Source organism: Paenibacillus sp. SZ31 (assembly GCF_012912005.1).
Classification (GTDB): Bacteria; Bacillota; Bacilli; order Paenibacillales; family Paenibacillaceae; genus Paenibacillus.
Genome location: NZ_JABBEA010000009.1, coordinates 165,300 through 183,977 on the forward strand (window position 1 = coordinate 165,300; position 18,678 = coordinate 183,977).

Consider the following 18,678-nt stretch of genomic DNA (forward strand, 5'->3'; position numbering starts at 1 on the left):
ACAGGTAATGTGAAAAATCCCCTTACTGCTGTAATTAGGAGCACATGGTAACATGAACTCCAGGAATTACTGCGAAAGGGGATTTTGCATTTAATTAAACTATTTTATCTAGAAAAAAATACTCATGAAAGTCTGAAATACAACATACACCAGCAATCCTGACAGCATGTACATGAAACCAGCCTTCTTTTTGCTCTGAAACAATCGGAGTATGCCAAGGCTGAACAGGGGCGCAAGCACAATCAGGAACAGGAGTACGGTGACAAACATTTGCGCCGAGATATCTGAAGTATCCACGTAGGTCACGCTTTTTTCACTCCGTTTCGTTATCGGAATTAACACAGCTGCATTCACATAGCCATGACAAAAATCACATAACCCCATTATACATCTGGATTTCTTTAACAAAAAGGGAGGAAATGGGGCAAAATGATGTCAATTTTCATCTGTTATTAGACGGAAACCCTTATTCTTCCTAGAAATTGGGAAATCGCAGAGTAAGCGGCACCAACACGGGTGGAACGGCTACCTAGAGCTGCCCACTCAATCTGCAAACTGCGGCGGTGATAAGGTAACGTACGCTCCTCAACAACTTGTTTTAACGCCGTTTCAATCCAGGGACCTGCTTCAGAGAGCGGGCCACCAATGATAATGCGTTCCGGGTTGAAACTGTTCACGATGTTGGTAATGCCAATCCCCAGTTTGCGCCCGATTGTGTCGTATAATGCCTGAACAGCCTCGTCGCCTTGCTCCGCATAATGAATAAGCTCTCGTGTGGTATGAGCAGGTAAGTTTAGCTGATGATCCGGATGCTCGTAGGCTTTTTCCGATGCATATAACTCCCAGCATCCACGATTACCGCAGGAGCAGGGCAGACCTTCCGCTTCAATGGACATATGGCCGGTTTCCCCAGCATAGCCCCACGCTCCTTTGTATAATTCACCATCTACCATGATGCCTGAACCAATTCCCATGCCTGCACTGATATAGATCATATGACGAACACCGATGCCTGCTCCAAAATTCAACTCTCCATGAGCGCCAGCATTGGCTTCATTATCGATAGTTACAGGTAGTTCAAATTCTTCTTCAAGCATGGAGCGCAGTGCTACCTTTTCCCACCCCAAGTTGGGTGCAAACAGGACCGTTCCTGCCTCATCGACCATGCCGGGCACACCGATGCCAATACCAATGACACCATGAGGGGAAGGAGGAGCTGCTTCAATGAGTTGCTTTGCCGCCAATTTTAACTGCTCCAGTACAGAGGATACATCATGATGTTCCAAGATAACGGCATACTCTGTGATGACGTGACCTTCCAGATCCGTAAGTACACCTTTCAAGTGGGTCACACTGAGTTCCAGTCCAACAGCATATCCCGATGTCCCTCGAAACAGTAACATGAGTGGTTTGCGTCCGCCACTGGATTCTCCAGGGCCAATCTCCTCCAAGAGTTCATCGTTAATCAGATCGGCTACAAGGTTGGAAACCGTTGCTTTGTTGAGGCCTGTTAGTTCAGACACGCGCGCGCGGGAAAGAGGGGCATGCCGCCGGATCGTATCCAGGACGATCGACTTATTTATTTTTTTGACCAGCATCTGGTCTCCGGTAATTTTCATATGATTAAGGCACTCCTATTCTTCTGATAAAAGGGTTCTGACCCACATCCGAAACAAGTTATTCGACTATTATAGCGTAAACAAACAGGCAAAAAACATTTTTATTTTTACTTTGTTTAACCAATAGACAAAGTATTATCGATGTGATAGGATAACGGTGTAAACGATTTCTTTAAAACTATTGAGGAGGCATTTTACACATGGCCTATTTTGAATCCGTTAATAAAATTACATTCGAAGGTAAAGATTCCAAGAATCCATTTGCTTTTAAACATTATAATCCGGAAGAAGTGGTAGCCGGCAAATCGATGGAAGAACATTTCCGTTTCGGTATGGCTTACTGGCATACATTAACTGCAGGCGGCAGTGACCCGTTTGGTGCGGAGACAGCTGTTCGTTCATGGGATAAATACTCAGGTCTGGACCTCGCGAAAGTTCGCGTGGAAGCGGCATTTGAATTTTTGGAAAAAATGAATCTTCCATACTTCTGTTTCCACGATGTGGACATCGCACCAGAAGGCAACAACCTGCGTGAATTCTACAGCAACATCGATACCATCGTTGGTCTGATTGAAGATCACATGAAATCCAGTGGCAAAAAACTGCTCTGGAACACAGCAAACATGTTCTCGAACCCACGCTTCATGTTCGGTGCAGCTTCCACTTGTAACGCAGACGTGTACGCTCACGCTGCAGCACAAATCAAGAAAGGTCTGGAAGTCGGTAAACGTCTGGGCGCTGAAAACTATGTATTCTGGGGCGGTCGTGAAGGTTACGACACATTGTTGAACACAGACATGCAACTGGAGCAAGACAACATTGCTCGCATGTTCCATATGGCTGTAGACTACGCGAAGGAAATTGGTTTTGACGCACAATTCCTGATCGAGCCTAAACCAAAAGAGCCAACGAAACACCAATATGATTATGATGCAGCAACTTCGATTGCTTTCTTGCAAAAATACGGTTTGGACAAACACTTCAAACTCAACCTGGAAGCGAACCATGCTACATTGGCTGGTCATACATTTGATCACGAAATCCGTGTTGCTCGTACAAACGGCATGCTCGGTTCCCTCGATGCGAACCAAGGTGATATGCTGATCGGTTGGGATACGGATGAGTTCCCGGTTGATATGTACGATGCTACATTGACGATGTATGAAGTATTGAAAAACGGCGGTATCGGCCGTGGTGGTGTGAACTTTGACGCGAAAGTACGTCGTGGTTCCTTCGAAGCAGACGATCTGTTCTTGGCACACATCGCAGGTATGGATACGTATGCAAAAGGTCTGAAAGTGGCAGCAAAACTGATCGAAGATCGCGTATTCGATGACTTTATCGAAAAACGTTACAGCAGCTTCAGCGAAGGCATTGGCGCAGATGTAGTTGCAGGTAAAGCAACACTGGCTTCCCTTGCTGAGTACGCGTTGAATAACGAAAACCCACGCAAAAATCAATCCGGACGTCAGGAATTGCTGAGAGCACAACTCAACCAGTACATCCTGGCTGACTAATAACGGATTAGGCAGGGTTGGTGCACGCCGACCACTGATGGTTACTCATACGTGGTTGGACATTAGTAACCAAGTCTGCCTTGCACAAGCTTGTACCACGGAACGCCTGAACAAGCATGACATTCGGACCGTCCCCGACTTTCCCTTGGGAAGACGGGGACGGTTTTTGATTAAACAAATAACGCGGTTTTTAAATTTTTGATATAAATGAATAATTTGCATGCTAAACGAAGTGAGCAGAAAGGACCCGAGGAAGCGAAGCGGTCGCATTTATCCCCGGATTTCACCCTTGCTAAAGGGTATAAAAGAAATCCGGGGGTAACGGCGATCCAAGGGTTTTCTGATCACGAAGTGACCTCATGCTAAACAAGCTTCATTTATACAACCATGTTAAGAAACGAGGGATATATATGAGTTACGTCATTGGCGTCGATCTAGGAACCAGTGCGGTCAAAACCGTACTGGTTAATCGTGAAGGAAAAGTGGCATTTGAAGCATCCGAGGCATACCCGTTGTACCAGCCCAAGGCTGGATACAGTGAGCAAAATCCCGAAGATTGGGTAGAGCAGACGATTGTTTCCCTGCGCAAATTGCTGGAAGTCTCTGGCGTGCAGCCTTCGGAAATCGAAGGCTTGAGCTTCTCAGGCCAGATGCACGGACTGGTATTGGTGGATGCTGAAGGCAAACCGCTGCGGAATGCAATCCTGTGGAACGATACACGTACTACGGCTCAGTGCCGCCGCATCGATAAAGTGCTGGATGGCAAGCTGTTAAGTATTGCCCGGAACCGTGCACTTGAAGGTTTTACCTTGCCGAAAATTCTGTGGGTTCAGGAGAACGAGCCTGAATTGTTACAGCAAGCATCTTTGTTCCTGTTGCCAAAAGACTATGTGCGTTACCGTCTGACAGGGGATTACGCCATGGATTACTCCGATGCAGCGGGTACCTTGCTGCTGGACGTTGCAGGCAAGCAGTGGAGCAACGAGATTGCAGAAGCATTCGAGCTGCCGATCTCCCTTTGTCCACGTCTAGTGGAATCGTTTGAGGAAGTGGGCACATTGCTGCCTGAGATTGCGGATCAAACGGGTCTGGCGGCTGCGACGAAAGTATATGCAGGCGGTGCGGATAATGCGTGCGGTGCCATTGGCGCAGGCATTCTGAGTGAAGGACAGACGATGTGCAGCATCGGAACGTCCGGGGTTGTGCTTTCCTACGAAGAGCGCAAAGATCTCGATTTTGAAGGCAAAGTGCACTTTTTTAACCACGGAGAGAAAGATGCCTTCTATATTATGGGGGTAACGCTTGCGGCAGGATACAGCCTGTCCTGGTTCAAGGATACATTTGCAGCGGACAAATCATTTGATGTGCTCTTGCAGGGCATTGATCAGGTGCCGGCGGGCAGCAACGGATTGTTGTTCACACCTTATATCGTTGGGGAGCGTACACCTCACCCGGATGCGAATATTCGCGGTAGCTTTATCGGTATGGATGCGGGGCACAAGCTGGAGCACTTTGGACGCGCGGTAATGGAGGGCATTACGTTCTCACTGCGTGAGTCGATTGATATTCTGCGCGGTGCAGGTAAAACCGTGAATGAAGTCATCTCCATTGGTGGGGGTGCCAAAAATGAAGCATGGTTGCAGATGCAGGCGGACGTCTTCAACGCAACAATTGTGAAGCTGGAGAGCGAACAGGGTCCTGCGATGGGTGCAGCGATGCTGGCCGCTTATGGCTGTGGCTGGTTCCCGTCCTTGCAGGAATGTGCAACGGCGTTTATTCGTCCAGCGAAATCCTATGAGCCGAACCCGGAAACGGTTGCGGTGTATGATGGCCTGTTCGCACTCTATCAGGAAGTCTACGGACAGACACGTAGTCTGAATGATCGTCTGGCAGCGTACCGTTAATTCATTTATCGCACTACATTAATCTTGTTATTACATTAAGAAAGCATCCGCGCAAGCGGGTGCTTTTTTTGTCGTTCATTCGGATTAATCCCATGAAAGGTTTTCTTGGCCTGCATATCCGCATTCCAGCTCTGCATAGATTGGAAATAGAGGATTGTGATTCGTCCAGGCATCGTATGTTCGATAATTTACTAGGTAGAAGCTTGAGCATGGGGGTGAAGCTTTGGATGAACATGAGGAGCATGGAAGACCACATATCACCTTGTCGATGATCGTTCGTAATGAGGAGAATCGATATCTCAGGCAGGCTTTGGAGACACATCGTCCCTGGATTGATCGTGCGGTAATCATTGATGACGGAAGCACGGACGGAACGGTCGCGCTGTGCCGGGAACTTCTGGATGGTATTCCACTCGTATTAGTGCAGAATGCTGCTTCACGTTTTGCAGATGAGGTAAGCCTGAGAAAACAACAATGGGAAGAGACAGTGGCGACTGAACCGGAATGGATTTTAAATCTGGATGCAGATGAGATTCTAACCCGTGACTTTGGGGCTGTACGCGATCTGTTGCTCAGTGGACATGAAGATGCCATCTATTTCAGATTGTTTGATATGTGGAGTGAGACACATTACCGGGAAGATGAGTTCTGGCAGGCGCATGCCTATTATCGGCCATTTTTGATTCGGTATCACCCGGGTATGAGCTATGAATGGAAGGAAACACCCCAGCATTGTGGTCGTTTTCCTTTAACGATTCAGCATTGGTCCTATGGCTGTCATGCTCCCCGGGTGAAGCACTATGGTTGGGCGCGGGAAGAAGACCGTATTCGCAAATATGATCGCTATCAAGCACTGGACCCTGAAGCAAGATACGGCTGGAAAGAACAGTACGAATCGATATTGGATCAAGAGCCACGACTGTTGTTATGGTCCGAGAATGGAGAGGGGGAGTAAGCACGTTGAAGAAAGAACAGGTACGCAAATCGCAGGAAACCCGTCAATCGGAAAAACTTGAAGAGCCTGGTCAGGAAAAAATCCTCATCGCCAGCCCTGTTCGCCAGACCGCTGCGGTGCTCCGTGAATTTCTGGATTCTCTATATGCACTGGAACGAACAACGGTGAAGACGGACTATCTGTTTGTAGACGATAACGAGGAAGAAGCCGCATCGAATATATTGCGTGAATTTGTGCTTCAGCATGAAGGGACGGTTATTCATGCAGATGAACTTGATGGCGACAGTCCTCACAACAAAGGGGTATACAACAAGGATGAGGGAGGCCACTATTGGCAGGATGAGCAGATTTGGCGTGTAGCCGGTTTGAAAAATCGTATATTGCAATATGCACGCGACAATCACTACGATGCGGTATTCCTGATTGATTCTGACTTGGTGCTGCATCCGCGGACGCTGGAGCAACTCGTATCGAGTGGCAAAGACATTGTATCCAATATCTTTTGGACACGATGGCAGCCGGGGGCTAGGGAAATGCCGCAGGTATGGCTGCAGGATGAGTATGCCTTGTATCGCCGCGGCGGCAAATCATCAGCCGGGAACGAGGCGGAAGACGAGGGGGCGCAAACGACTGCTTTTCTGAATCAGCTACGTTTCCCGGGTTGCTACGAAGTTGGAGGGCTGGGGGCATGCACGCTCATTCGCAAAAATGTTTTGGCAGCAGGGGTTTCCTATGACCAGATTCCGAATGTATCCTTCTGGGGCGAAGATCGTCATTTCTGCATCCGTGCTCAGGCACTGGGTTTTCGTTTGTTCGTGGATACACATCTTCCGGCCTATCACATCTATCGTCTGTCTGAGCTACCGGGCGTATCTGCCTTTAACCGCAGGGCCAGACGAGGCGAAGAGACGATCAGTATTACGCTGTGTATGATTGTGAAAAATGAAGAAGCTTCCCTCGCCAGATGTCTGGACTCGGTCAACGGTATTGCCGATGAGATTGTAATCGTTGATACTGGATCAACGGATCGTACCCGTCAGATCGCTTCCAGATATACGGATCGTATCGTTGATTTTGAATGGGTGGACGACTTTGCAGCAGCACGCAACTTTGCCTTCGATCAAGCAAAGAGTGAATATATTCTATGGCTGGATGCCGACGATGTGTTCGAACCGGAAGATCGGGCGAAACTGATCGCCTTGAAACGTTCGCTGGACCCGGATATTGATAGTGTCACGATGGATTACAATCTGTCATTCACAGCAGACGGCAAGGTCGCCTACAGCCTGCGCCGGAATCGTCTGGTGCGTCGAGATCGGCAATTTCGCTGGATTGGCGCCGTGCATGAATATCTGGCTGTAGCGGGCAATCTGCTGCATAGTGATGTGGCGGTTACCCACAAGAAAGACAAAGAATATACCGATCGGAATCTACGGATCTATCGCAAAAGGGAGCAGGCCGGAGAGGACTTCCCACCGCGCGACTTGTATTATTTCGGCAATGAATTAAAGGACCATGGACAACATGAGGATGCAGTGAAGTACTATGAGAAGTTTCTGGATACCGGGCTGGGTTGGGTAGAAGATCAGATCGCTGCTTGCCAGAAAATTGCCGATTGTGAAGCCGCACGTGAACGTCCGGAACAGGAAGTAACGGCGCTGTTCCGATCGTTTGCCTATGATTTGCCAAGAGCCGAGATCTGCTGTCGATTGGGTGGTTATTTTGTCGATCGTGAAGATTATCGCAAAGCTCTGTTCTGGTACGAACAGGCGACTCGGGCTGTACGTCCGGATGATCCTATGGTGGTGCTGAATGAAGCAGCGTGGACCTGGATGCCACATCTGCAACTATGTGTGTGTTATGACCGGATGGGTAACCGTGCCAAGGCCCGGGAACATAATGATATCGCACTTGCCTATCATCCAACACATCCAAGCATGTTATATAACGATCGTTACTTTAAAGATTTGGAGAAGGATAACGTATTGGAAAATGCTTAGCATTTCCGATCAAAATGGATACCTCTTTTGTGGAATTGAGTGGGTGAATCAGCCCATGTTCCATGAAGAGGTTTTTTTACGTTGTGATAAAAGTACATCATAGAGTTGGTGACAGACGCATTCACTTCGGAAATGGATTAATGTATTTCATCCAGGGGAGGATATGCTTTACAATAATAGTAACGGAAAAGCGGTGAACATGATTGCCTGTCTTCGGCTGCCGAATTGATGAAGCAAGGGGAACTGGATATGAATCTGACGGAAGTATTATTGGAGTCGAGGCTGGTCGCGATTGTGCGTGGCATTAGCCGTGAAGCGGCAGTAACAGCTGGACAAGGCATGACGAGTGGTGGAATCCGACTGATGGAGGTCACACTGAATACGCCTGGAGCACATGATATTATTGCAGATTGGCGTGAGCGGCATGAAGGGAAGGCTTATGTTGGAGCGGGTACGGTACTGAATGTACAGATGGCCAAGGAAGCGGTCGCTGCAGGCGCACAATTTTTGGTGTCCCCCAATGTCGATCTGTCTGTCATTGAATATGCTGTAGAACATGGTGTCGAGATCTGGCCTGGAGCCATGACACCCACGGAGATTGTCGCTGCCCATGAAGCGGGAGCACAAGTGGTGAAGCTGTTTCCAATGGCGAGTCTGGGCCTTCCGTATCTGCGGGAGATCAAAGCCCCACTGAATCATATTCCACTGCTGGCAACAGGTGGTGCCACACTGGAGAATATTGCTGATTATTATGCAGCAGGCGCTGCGGCAGTCGGTCTGGGAAGTGCACTTGTGCCACGAGAGGCTCTTGCTGCAGGAGATCATGAGCAGATTGCAGCCTGCGCACAGAAATTTGTGGAAGCAGCGAAGGTATAGGCACAGGCGACGGACGAGAGTTACGTAGATTTGGGTATATATATGAAGGTGGCTTTTAGAACTATTTTAGATCAATCGTTATCATAAATACCGATGTCGTTTAACGTGCCGTTCATTCTATTGTCTTATGATGGATGTATGCCAGAATTCGGAGAGGAGAGATGCCCTGTGAAAGCTAAAACAATGATTGGCGGCATGCTTGCCGTGGCCGCAGTAACGGCAGGTGGATTATGGAAGGCGGCTGTGAAGAGCCAGACACCCAAGAAGATTCCAATCACCCTGACGCCTCCAATGCCATTTGAGGATGTGACCTTTGACAGTGGGGGCGGTCGAGTGCATGGCTGGTTCATCCCGGCCAGAGCTGACATTCCGAAACCATGGCCGCTCGTTATTATTGCCCATGGCTGGGGCTCCAATCGCTCCCGTGTTCTTCGTTACGCACGTCCGATCTGGGAAGCAGGATACGCCCTGTTTATGTATGATGTTCGCAGTCACGGGGCCAGTGATCAGGTTCGTGCTGCATCTGCCTATTTGTTCCGGGATGATCTGCTGGCAGCACTGCAGTATACGACTGCACGACCAGAGATTGATGCGGATGCCATTGGTGTGCTTGGACATTCTTTGGGTGGACTGGGTACGATTCTTGCGGTGACAGAAGGCATTCCTGTATCAGCAGTGATTACGGACTCGATGCCATCGCAATTTGAGGTAATCGTCAGTTCGGAGCTGAGACGTCGGCGTCTGCCCCTCTTTCCACTGGCTCAGTTAATTCCGAGAATCTGGTTCTGGCGATTGGGTGAATCTCTCAAATCCTATCGTCAGCGTGATCCGGTGATGATGCTTAATGAACGGCGCAGGGGGATGCAACTGCCGATGCTTATGGTGCACTCCAAGGGAGATAATTTCATTCCCCCGAGTGAGCTAGAATATTTTATGTCCAAAGCCGATCCGCCTGTGGAACATCTATGGGTCAATAGCGGAGGACACAGTTGTTCCGAGGAAGACCCTGTCTTTTGGGATACGGTTATTCCATTCTTGCAAACCCATGTCCAAGGTCGTTCTAAGTCGAACGATTCCACGATTGTGAGCAGTTAAACCAGATAGAATCAGGCCTACATAAGAGTGCGGGCTAACAGAGAAAACGCCAACGTGGTTGGCGTTTTTTTTGCTGTTATGAACAATATGCAGAAATTCACATTTGTAAAATTGCCGGGAAAACGACCATTAAAAAGGAAGCTTATGGTATCATAGAATAGACTGGCAATATTCATGCGAGGTTATTTGCTATGCTTCTTTGTATGAAATTGAAGGGAGAGGTCCAGATTTGAGTTTGAATTGGAAGTTTAATGTACGTTTCAAAATGTTCGCAACCAAAGCAACAACGGCAGCGATGGCAACACTTCTACTTGCTTCGCAAACACCAGGTTTTGCAGGCAGCGCATCAGCCGCGAGAGCTGAACAGGTGACCGAAGCGACAACGGGGGATAATGAACAACTAGATGCAACGAGCAATGACGTGCCTGAGGGAGCAAAAATCTCATCCAGGCAAGCCAGTGAAAATATACTGAAGCTATTTCCTTTGTTAAAGAAAGCAAAAATCTCATCTGCACGATTCGATTCACCTAATTCTTATCCACCACCAGACTACAAGGCATGGGAGATTGGGTTCCAGATCACACAAGGCAATCATACGTCAGGATTCAATGCAACTGTACATGCAGGCACAGGGGAAGTGTTAAGTGTACATTTGCCGTCGGATGTCATGGATAAGCATATCTCGGAATCGGATGTGAAGCTAACCAAAGCTGAAGCCGAAGAGAAGGCCGTGGCACTGTTGTACCAAGCGATTCCAGGTCTGAAGGACACGGAGTATGCTCCGCTTGGAGATCTGTATTCTTCCATTGAACAACAGTCATTGTTCGGCAGAACAGAGTACCGATATGCTTACCAGTTAAAACATGACGGATTGTTATCTGACGCAGAGACAGTCTACATAAATGTGGATGAAAGTGGTTTGGTGACAGGTTACTCACGAGGTACTACCGCAGCTAAGTATCCTTCATCGAAACCGGCAGCTTCAGAAGAGAAAGCCAGACAGCAGTTTGAAGAACAGTTCGATGTGGAGCTAGCTTATATCTCCAAAGACCGACTGTCTTCCAAACAGGGCCAGCAGTATTACCTTGGCTACACACCGAAAAATATCAGTATCGTTCCGATTGAAGCCAATACGTTGGAACGGATTAATACTTTAACAGGTAAAGCTGTAGATGAAGATTCTTTACAGCAGAATACGAAGTTGAAAGGTGATGCGAATCCTTTTGTCCCGGCTAAGGGTACGAGGTTAAATGTACAGCAGGCCGCCAATCGGGTGGCAACGAACTTTGATATTCCGAAAGGTTACAAGCTGGAGCATAGCCAGTTGAGTAAGGGATTGTACACAAGTCCGAACAATCAGGTATGGAGTCTGAGCTGGAGCGATCGAAGTGCCAATATGTCCTATATGTTCATGCGGGATATCTCAGCACAGGTAGATGCAGTTACAGGACAGATCTACAGCTATACAATGATGCAACGAATGGGACCGGAGATGGAGCAGGAGAAGTCAACTGAAGAGAAGGCAGGCAAACTGGTAACCCGGAAGCAGGCTGAGAAACTGGCGATGAACACGGTTATTGCGCTAGTTCCAGATGCAACGGAGCAGTTCCGGTTGGCTAACGTTATTGAGATAGACGATGCCCGCACCTTTATGTTCCAACGGTATCTGAACGGAATTCCGGTTAAGGATGATACGGCACAAGTACAGGTGTTGAACAACGGAACAGTTAACGAATTCTATACGCGTATTGCCGCTACGCCTGAACAACTGCCAGCAGAGAAAGAGCCAGCTATCAGTTACGATGAGGCAAAGGCAATCTATCTGGAAGAGTTCAAGCTGGTTCTGGCGTATTCGCGTTACGGTGGATGGGGTACGAACAGCGGTGAAATCATACCGGTGGGAGTTAACCTGGCTTATATGCCTACACGAGATGATCATTCGATCTACGGCAACTATGAAGTGCTGGATGCTAACACAGGAGAATGGACGTTGTTATACGGGGACACAAGCTCTGTAGCCAAGGCCGATCCCACGGATATTTCCGGCCATGTGGCCGAAGCAGCTCTTCGTAATATGATGCAGCATGGCGTGTTGCTTGCGGATGAGCAGGGACGTGTATTCCCGGATCGTGTGATCACCCGAGGTGACTGGTTTAACTATTTGGCAAGAGCGATTAACCCGAATATGGATCTCTACTATAGTGGGGACGGAGATGACAAGCTGTACGCTGATGTGACGCCTGACAGCCCGTATTATAAGGCAGTTCGGGCATTAATTGATCAGCGCTGGCTTGCCGGAGCGGACCCTGAACAGAATCTGAATCCACAAGAAGAGATGACACGTGAAGAATTGGCAGTGCTGCTTGTACGTATTTTACGCTATGAGAAACTGGCCGGATTCTACACGTTGCCATCGGATCTTCCCAATATTGCGGATGCCAGTGCCATTACGAGCAAGGGAGCGGTTTCCCTGAGTTTGAAGCTGGGCTTGCTTCCTTCGATTGAAGGACGATTCATGCCTGCACGCAAAGTGACGGTAGCTGAAGCATCACAGGTATTGGAACGGCTTGCCAAGCTTCAAGGCAAGACAGATACGTTTATGAGTGGTAATCGGCTGTATTAGACGAGGAATGACGCATATCGTGCCCGTGTGAATCATAGGATGAAGATAACGGGTAATCGTGATTCATTGAACTGAAGATCAAAGGGACCTTCCATAGAAGGTCTCTTTTGATTTGCTTTGACAAAACTAGAAGAATGACGACAGAGCCTTTTGTGATACAATAGGGCGTGAGAACTTTGCAAAGAGGGGTGGGTTCCTTTCATGGGTAAGAACGGGAAACGAATGTTCACCATATTGCTGGCAGGCTGTCTGATTGCTGTAGCGTTACCACGTACGGTTGATCTGGATCAGCTGTATGCTGCATCGGGTACATCAGATATATCTACGGCTACGGATCTGCGCCAGACCTTGCTTACGGCAATGTCACAGCGAACGGAGGAACTTGTTTTTACATACAAAGGCAATGTGAAAGGCCTCAAAAAACAATTGCAAACCTCCATCGATGAGGCAATGAAGAGTGACCCCTATATTCAATATACCGTTAAAAGTTATGCATTTAATTATAAAGGTTCCAATGTGTCGGCCGAAGTACATGTGACGCTCTCCTACCGGGAGACCAAGGAACAGACCGATTATGTGAATCGTAAAGTCACGAACGTGTTGAAAGAAATCATCAAACCCGGCATGACAGATCATGAGAAGGTCAAGGTCATCCATGATTGGATTGTGCTTAACCTTTCCTATGATACTTCTCTGAAGAAATATACGGCCTACGATGGGCTTGTTACAGGTAGTACGGTCTGTCAGGGATATTCACTACTGGCTTATCGGATGCTGGAGCGAGTGGGAATCGATAACCGGATTGTGGAAGGCACAGCAGGTGGACAGCTTCATGCCTGGAATATCGTGAACCTGGACGGCAAGTGGTATCACATGGATACGACTTGGGATGATCCTACTCCTGACCGCAAAGGGAAGGTAAGCCACAGCTATTATTTGCTGAGTGATGATGAGATGGCACGTGACCATATCTGGACAGGCAAAAGCAAGTACCCTGCTGCGCCAGCCCCGTATCGTGAAGCTTTATTGAAGCTGGTGAAGGCCGGAGATAGCAAAAAGGCTGCCTATCAGAAGCTGTACCATGCTCTGGATTATTCCTTGTATGATGAACAGGATGCGGTGAAAGGCCATGCTGCGCTGAAGACCAAGGTTCAAAGTACACTGAAGGAAGGCGGAACCTCGCTCACATTCAGATACAAGGGCACTGAGACTGGGCTGATTGAAGATTTGCAGGATTTGTACCAGCTTGGCATGAAATCGATATCCTATTATGTGTCCAAGATGGAAGGTACCACGGATCTGCGTGTGAAAATTAACTGGACACTATAACCATTGTTTTGAACAGGACGCTCCGCTTGAGGAGCGTCCTTTTTTGCGTTCAATGGCGAAGGTTTATATGTTGTCTATTTTTTGTATATGTCGCTTTGCTATTCTAATCTTCGGCGTATGCCAACATTACGCAAGAGGAGGATATGTAAAAAATGAGGAAAAAAGTGAGCATAGTGATCATTGCTCTGTTGCTGGTCACGCAAATGATGCAGGGTTGGATATTGACACCAACAATGCATGCTCAGGATGAATTGACTAATTTGCCAGCCAGTGCAATGAGCGATACAGCTTCAGAAGAAGGCACCACAGGTTCGGGAGAGGTGAACAACGTTGACGTTGCTGCCACTCCGGAAGAAGAGGAGGAGGGAAACCTTAACCTAAGCAGTTTCGCCATGGCAGCTGCAGGCCCGGTGGTCACAGAGCATTTGATTACCAGTGTACAAATGTACAATCAAGTACCGGGATACGACGGGAATGGTACGATCGAAATAAAAGGTGATAAGATCGAGGATATTCGTCCACGTATTCAGGACGAGGTGGCTGTAATCTTTACATGGGGACTTGCGGATGAGACTCATAACTATAGCGATGGTTCTACGTATACCTTTAATTTGCCCGATAAATTCATCATTGGATCGCAGCTCAAGGGCAATCTGGATGGTGGTGTTGGGGAGTATGTGGTGAATACAGATGGCACAATCGTCTTTACCTTTAATGAACTCATCGAGCATGCGAAGCTGGAAGGCAACTTCTATGTGTGGATCAAGTTCGATGAGAGCAAGATGGAAGATGGCTTGAAACAAAAGATAGACTTTAATTCCGTTGGGCAAGGTATCATTGATGTACACTTTGCCAATACAGCCACAGATAAATTAAAGAAATCGGGGAGCGCAAACAAAAACAACTTCAACTCCGATGAAATTAAATGGACAGTAGATTTTAACCAAGGCGAGAAGGCTATGAAAAATGCTGCTCTTGCAGATACATTGCCAGCAGACCTGGAACTCAAGGGTAATATCGAAATTCGCGAATTGGAAGTGCAATTGAACGGATCTGTAAAAGAAGGTCCAGTGGTTCAGACGGAATCTGCGTTTCCTGTTCAACTGGGAGACACAGATAAGGCCTATCGTGTGACCTACACGACGAGTGTTAAAGCGCCAACCGTCGCACCGTTCACCAACGTGGTGTACCAAAATCAGGTTGCGCTTACAGCGGATCAGAGTGAGTACAATGAAACCGACATTGGTCGGGTTAGCGTGAGCTTTAATGAGCCCTTGAACAAGTCAGGGCAAGATAGTGCGTATGATCCGGTGACACAGACGATCACATGGAAAGTGCAATACAACTACAATCAGCAAGAAATCGTACAAGCGAATGCATGGATTGAAGACCGCTTTGATACGGCAAAACAGAAGCTGATTAACGACTCTGTCAAAGTGTATCAAGTGGACATTAATGCAAGCGGAGCGGCTTCGAATCGAACGCTGATCAATCCGAATGAATATACACTTGAAGCGATGAATACAGGCTTCGACGCCGGCTTCAGGTTACATTTTAAGAACAGCATTACAAAGGCCTATGAGATTGAATATGATACACAATCCATTCATCGTGTTTATACGAACGACACGATTACGAACACAGTGAATATGTATGATGGTACTTCGAAAGAAGGCAAAAGAGACATTCAGGAAGTTATTTTTGCAAAGAGCGTAAAAAGTGAAAACTTCAACACAAAAGAAATCGAATGGCAGATTGTGTTGAACCATGATTTGCAGGACATGACGGATATCGTCATTACGGACAATTACGAAGGCAAACATATGAAACTCATTCCGGGCAGTCTTCAAGTGAGTGGTGTGAACAAAGATGACTTCGAACTGATTCCAGACCAGGCTGACCTAACGTATGAAAAAGGATTCTCACTTCGCTTGAGGGACGGTGTCACGCTTAGTACGGAGCATGTTATTACTTATAAGACAAGCTTTGATCCGACAGCAGGTATGCCAACGAATAATGAATATCGCAACTCGGCTACGATCGATTGGGAAGAGTCTGATGTAGCACAGACTTCGATTAGCAAATTTGCTGTGGTCAAACCCCAAGAGTACACCATTCAAAATGGTAACAAGAAGGGCGAATACAGCGCCAAAGACAAAACGATCACTTGGACAATTGATGTAAACTACAACTTGTTCGATATTCAGGATGCAATCCTTAAGGATGCCTACACGGGTAACCAATCTTTTGTAGACGGTTCATTGAAGGTTCATGAGCTGGTGTTGCAGGGAGAAAATAATGTTACTGCAATAGGTAGCGAGGTTGCGCTGACAGCTGGACAATTCCAGCTGAACCCGGACGGTAAAGGTTTTGCATTGGATCTGGGTAACATCGGCAAAGCAGCTTATCGTATTCAGTACCAAACAAGCCTGGATGGACCTTATTCCGTTGAAGGCGCATATGCCAATCAGGCTGTTCTAACGGACGGTGAGGGCGGCGAAGTACGCTTTAATAGATCAGCAAGCGTCACGCCAGCTCACGGTGGTGTGTATGTACAAAAAGCAGGTCAACAGATCGGTTCAACAGATAAAGCATCATGGACGGTAAATATCAATCCAAGCCAATCCTATATTCCAGCGGGTACTCAACTAACAGATACCCTGTCGGAGAACCAAATTTTATTGGCTGATTCATTGAAATTATATGCAACCAATTTACCTGCCAACAATTCAGGCAATATATCCACCAAAGCTGGACTTGTTGATCCGGCTGATTATGAATTGGTCGTAGAGGGCAATACATTTACCTTCACCTTCAAGAAAGATATCCATACTGCATTCATTTTGGAATATCAGTCCTATATTAACGCCGATAATGGCGCTCGAATTGAGAATAAGGTTGAGTTCGCAGGCCAGTCTTCCTCAGTGGTAGGCGAAGGTAATCAGGCGGGCATCAAAGTTTCATTGGCTGGAGCGGGTGGAGGAGCGTCCACAGGTTTGGGCAAAATAAGAATTCACAAAGTCAGTGATACAGGGCTTCCACTGGAAGGGGCAATATTCGCAATCTATAATGCGTCTGGAACTACGCTCCTGGAAACATTAAAACCAACGGATGAGAACGGAGTGGTAGAAAGCTCCAGAAACTATCGATTGAACAATCTGACGAATGGCTTGCCTTACAAGTTAAAAGAACTGTCTGCACCGGCAGGATACTTGGTTGATCCTGAGTATGGCGCTGCTTCAGGCAAAACAATTGAATTCAAGGATGCGGATATCGCCTTTGAAATTGAAAATAAAAAGATTCGTCAAGGCTTTGAATTAACCAAGGTAGATACGGTGGACTCCTCCAAGACACTTAAGGGTGCAACTTTCGAATTGTACTCCAAGGATGGCGCAACGCGAGAGAAAATCGATGAGTTAACGACAGGGGAAGATGGGAAGATCGCCAAAGGTGGACTTTTGCCAGGGGATTATGAGCTGGTAGAAGTCGAAGCACCCGAGTTTTATCAGTTGGATGCTACCCCGATCGCCTTCACCATTGTAGAGAACCAGACTCAGATTATTACATTGACGAAGTCTAATATGATGGGGACGGGGGGGAAACTTGTCGTTACCAAAGTAAATGCCAAGGATCAGTCCGTATTAAGCGGAATTGAATTCGAACTGCATGATAATTCCAATAGGGTCGTTGATACTAAAGTAACGGACCTGAACGGGGTTATTGAATTTGATAACTTGGCCTATGGTTCATATACATTGGTAGAAACCAAGGCAGAAGGTTTTGTGATTGAACAGCCCGAGACGGTTGTATCTATTACCAAACCGGAAACCCAATTGACCATTGCAAATAAAGAAAATGATCGTTCTGTAAAATTGATTAAATACAACGCGGGTCGAACACAGCATCTTCAAGGAGCTGTATTTGAATTACGTGCCCAAACTGCATTGATGGACGCAAATGGGAATTGGGAGTTCCACAAGGTAACAGGTCTAGATGAAGCTACACTGACAACCAATCAACAAGGTGAAATTGTACTTGAAGACTTGGATATCAATAAATATCAGTTGGTTGAAATAAAAGCGCCTAATGGATATATCTTGGACACAACACCAGTACCATTTGAAATTACGAACATACAAACCGAAGCTGTAGTTGTAGAAAAAACAAATCAGGTTATCCCAGTATCAGGTGGATCGAGTGGACCTTATAATCCGGGAACACCTACTACGGGTGTAACACCAGACCCGGAAAAACCAGTAACACCGGAACCAGGAACGCCAGGACCGTCGGTTCCAGGCACGGTTGTTACTGAACCTACTGAACCTACTGAACCTGTAGAACCTGACGACGGAACCGAAATTCCAACAGATGAAGATAACGGAGTAGCTCCTCCTTCACCTGACGTTTCGAACGGTGATAACACTGCACCTCCAGCTGGGGATACAGAGACACAGGATGGAGATAGTGCATTGGCACCTCCTGCTGGAACGGACGCAGATGGGTCACAGGGGACTGGGAATTCTACATCACAGCAGGCCGGAAACTCTGGATCAGAGGGAATGCTGCCGCAGACAGGTGAAAAGAGCACATTGGCTTTCACTGTTACAGGCATGATGCTGATGGCATTAGGTAGTGCGGGATACGCCTACTTCAGACGTAGACAATCGTTTCAACGCTAGATCGCAGCACGTAATGCAGAAACAGATCATATTCAGATAAAAATACCCTCTAGCTTTCACAACGGTGACTCAGAGTCACCG

The 18,678-nt window shown here is 47.2% G+C and carries 11 protein-coding genes; 9 read left to right on the forward strand and 2 right to left on the reverse strand.

What is annotated here, in order from left to right; all coding sequences use genetic code 11:
* Positions 1-108: 108 nt before the first annotated feature.
* Together HF638_RS18160 and HF638_RS18165 are read right to left on the reverse strand one after the other, a co-directional pair.
* A complete protein-coding gene (locus HF638_RS18160; protein WP_017692236.1) occupies positions 109-306 on the reverse strand; it encodes a hypothetical protein in 198 nt (65 codons plus the stop codon).
* A gap of 146 nt (positions 307-452) precedes the next feature.
* The gene (locus tag HF638_RS18165; RefSeq protein ID WP_169481463.1) at positions 453-1,619 is read right to left on the reverse strand and encodes an ROK family transcriptional regulator; all 1,167 of its coding nucleotides are present in this window, start codon (positions 1,617-1,619) and stop codon (positions 453-455) included.
* A 200-nt stretch (positions 1,620-1,819) separates the two neighbouring features.
* On the opposite strand from HF638_RS18165, the gene xylA reads away from it, so the two are divergent.
* From xylA to HF638_RS18215, 9 genes are all read left to right on the forward strand, one after another.
* Positions 1,820-3,136: a xylose isomerase gene (xylA, locus tag HF638_RS18170; protein WP_062836441.1), complete on the forward strand. Its 1,317-nt coding sequence runs from the start codon at positions 1,820-1,822 to the stop codon at positions 3,134-3,136.
* 410 nt (positions 3,137-3,546) lie between these two features.
* Positions 3,547-5,040 carry a xylulokinase gene (gene xylB / locus HF638_RS18175; RefSeq protein WP_169481464.1) on the forward strand — a complete coding sequence of 498 codons (1,494 nt, stop codon included), beginning with the start codon at positions 3,547-3,549 and terminating at the stop codon, positions 5,038-5,040.
* Between the two features lie 223 nt (positions 5,041-5,263).
* Positions 5,264-5,995: a glycosyltransferase family 2 protein gene (locus tag HF638_RS18180; RefSeq protein WP_248278194.1), complete on the forward strand. Its 732-nt coding sequence runs from the start codon at positions 5,264-5,266 to the stop codon at positions 5,993-5,995.
* 929 nt (positions 5,996-6,924) lie between these two features.
* A complete protein-coding gene (locus HF638_RS29060; protein WP_169481508.1) occupies positions 6,925-7,995 on the forward strand; it encodes a glycosyltransferase family 2 protein in 1,071 nt (356 codons plus the stop codon).
* Between the two features lie 249 nt (positions 7,996-8,244).
* Positions 8,245-8,871: a bifunctional 4-hydroxy-2-oxoglutarate aldolase/2-dehydro-3-deoxy-phosphogluconate aldolase gene (locus tag HF638_RS18195; RefSeq protein ID WP_169481465.1), complete on the forward strand. Its 627-nt coding sequence runs from the start codon at positions 8,245-8,247 to the stop codon at positions 8,869-8,871.
* A gap of 168 nt (positions 8,872-9,039) precedes the next feature.
* The gene (locus HF638_RS18200) at positions 9,040-9,966 is read left to right on the forward strand and encodes an alpha/beta hydrolase (protein WP_340399478.1); all 927 of its coding nucleotides are present in this window, start codon (positions 9,040-9,042) and stop codon (positions 9,964-9,966) included.
* 229 nt (positions 9,967-10,195) lie between these two features.
* Positions 10,196-12,589 carry an S-layer homology domain-containing protein gene (locus tag HF638_RS18205; protein ID WP_169481466.1) on the forward strand — a complete coding sequence of 798 codons (2,394 nt, stop codon included), beginning with the start codon at positions 10,196-10,198 and terminating at the stop codon, positions 12,587-12,589.
* A 201-nt stretch (positions 12,590-12,790) separates the two neighbouring features.
* A complete protein-coding gene (locus HF638_RS18210; protein WP_169481467.1) occupies positions 12,791-13,918 on the forward strand; it encodes a transglutaminase domain-containing protein in 1,128 nt (375 codons plus the stop codon).
* 152 nt (positions 13,919-14,070) lie between these two features.
* On the forward strand, positions 14,071-18,597 hold the full coding sequence (locus HF638_RS18215) for a collagen binding domain-containing protein (RefSeq protein WP_169481468.1): 4,527 nt from the start codon (positions 14,071-14,073) through the stop codon (positions 18,595-18,597).
* Positions 18,598-18,678: the final 81 nt, after the last annotated feature.